At 61.7% G+C, this 1406-nt stretch carries 2 protein-coding genes; both read right to left on the bottom strand.

Features of this window, described 5'->3' with window-relative positions; all coding sequences use genetic code 11:
* Positions 1–227 (bottom strand): formaldehyde-activating enzyme (locus EN884_RS35960; protein WP_206617753.1); only part of this gene is annotated, 227 nt, incomplete at its 3' end.
* A 149-nt stretch (positions 228–376) separates the two neighbouring features.
* The gene (locus EN884_RS35965; protein WP_335919129.1) at positions 377–1252 is read right to left on the bottom strand and encodes a triphosphoribosyl-dephospho-CoA synthase; all 876 of its coding nucleotides are present in this window, start codon (positions 1250–1252) and stop codon (positions 377–379) included.
* Positions 1253–1406 lie beyond the last annotated feature (154 nt).

The raw sequence follows: 1406 nt of genomic DNA on the forward strand, positions 1-1406 counted from the left end.
CCCTTGATCGTGACCTTGTTGAACATCACGGTGTTGGGTTTGCATTGAAGATTGGGCGCGATCACCGCCAAAAGCGAAGTAAAGCCGTCCTTGTTGTTGGTAAGCGCGTTGCAAAATGCCGTTTCGACCGCGCTCCCCCGCGGGCCGATGAGCAGGTCGACATGCGCGACTTCGTTGCCGTCTCCCACCAGCGATTCACCGACCATAACCTTTGATATTTTTGCCATGCCAATTTCCTCCAAGACACAATTATGATGTCCACGGACGCTGCAACCGAGCAGGCGCTCGATGGACAGCTATCCTTGTTGGCAGCGTCCGGATTTGCCCGGACCGGTTGGCTAGATAGCCGCGGAAGCACAGCTTCCGCTTTTGGAAGTCAAGCACCAACGCCGCGATTATGCAAGGTGAGGGCGAGGGTGTGGACTAAAAGAGTAGCCACGGTGAGGTCGGCCGAGGTGCCGGGGTTGATGTTGTCGGCCTTCAGCCGGCGGTCGAACTCCATGAGCAGACGAATGCGCGACGGTTCGTCGCCCTCGGCATGGAGCGCCGCCTGAACGGCAACGGCTTCCTGCCGCGCCTGATTTGCGACGTGAACGCCGTGCTTGCGCATCACATGGCTGTCGGGGAAGCCGGCGAGAAACGCCATGTAGACGAACACCGTCGGCCACATGCCGTCTTCTTCACGTGCCAACGCTCCATCCAGCGCGGCGAGCCCGACCCCGAACACGTCGCCGAAACAGTTGCTGTACTGGCGAGCGATCATGTCGCGGTCGGCAGCCTCCCTCATCGCGTCCAGCAAATGGACCTTCGGCTCCTGCCGCACATCGTTGGCGGCTTCTCCGAGGCCGCCTGGCGCGGCCGTGACGATCGCCTCGAATACCGCCTTGGTATCCTGCACGCTCAAAGCCCGAAGCAGCGAATCGAGATTGTCACGCAGTCTGTCACCGCCCATTTCGGCGGCGCATATCAGAGGCCCTGCCAGAAGGATGATTCCGAGATTGGTATTGGTTGCGACCGCCAGTCGTGTCGCGCGCACCGCCTCCAGCATCCGCTGCCCGACCGGCAGACGAGGATCGGTCAGCGGCCCGGAGGAAACCTCCGCACTTGTCATGAACTGGGCGGCGGACATGCCGTGTCCGTCGGCGAACAGATGGACGTTGCCCGGCTTTAGGGCTTCGATCTCCATCCTGCAGGCATTCTTATAGCTGGCCCGGAGGCGTTCACGCGAAAGCACCACCTTGCCCGCCCTCACGAATTCGCAGGCGCGGCAAAACGGTAGGGCCGCGGTGCGGCGGCCGCCTCGGCGCGGTCGGCCAGAAGTTTCAGCAAGGCATCGGCGATTGCTTCGGCGATGTTCACGGCGACCACCGACTGCAATCCCGACCATGCGGGCATGCTGTTCACTT

This window comes from Mesorhizobium sp. M7A.F.Ca.AU.001.01.1.1 (genome assembly GCF_004022735.1).
In the GTDB taxonomy this organism is placed as follows: domain Bacteria; phylum Pseudomonadota; class Alphaproteobacteria; order Rhizobiales; family Rhizobiaceae; genus Mesorhizobium; species Mesorhizobium ciceri.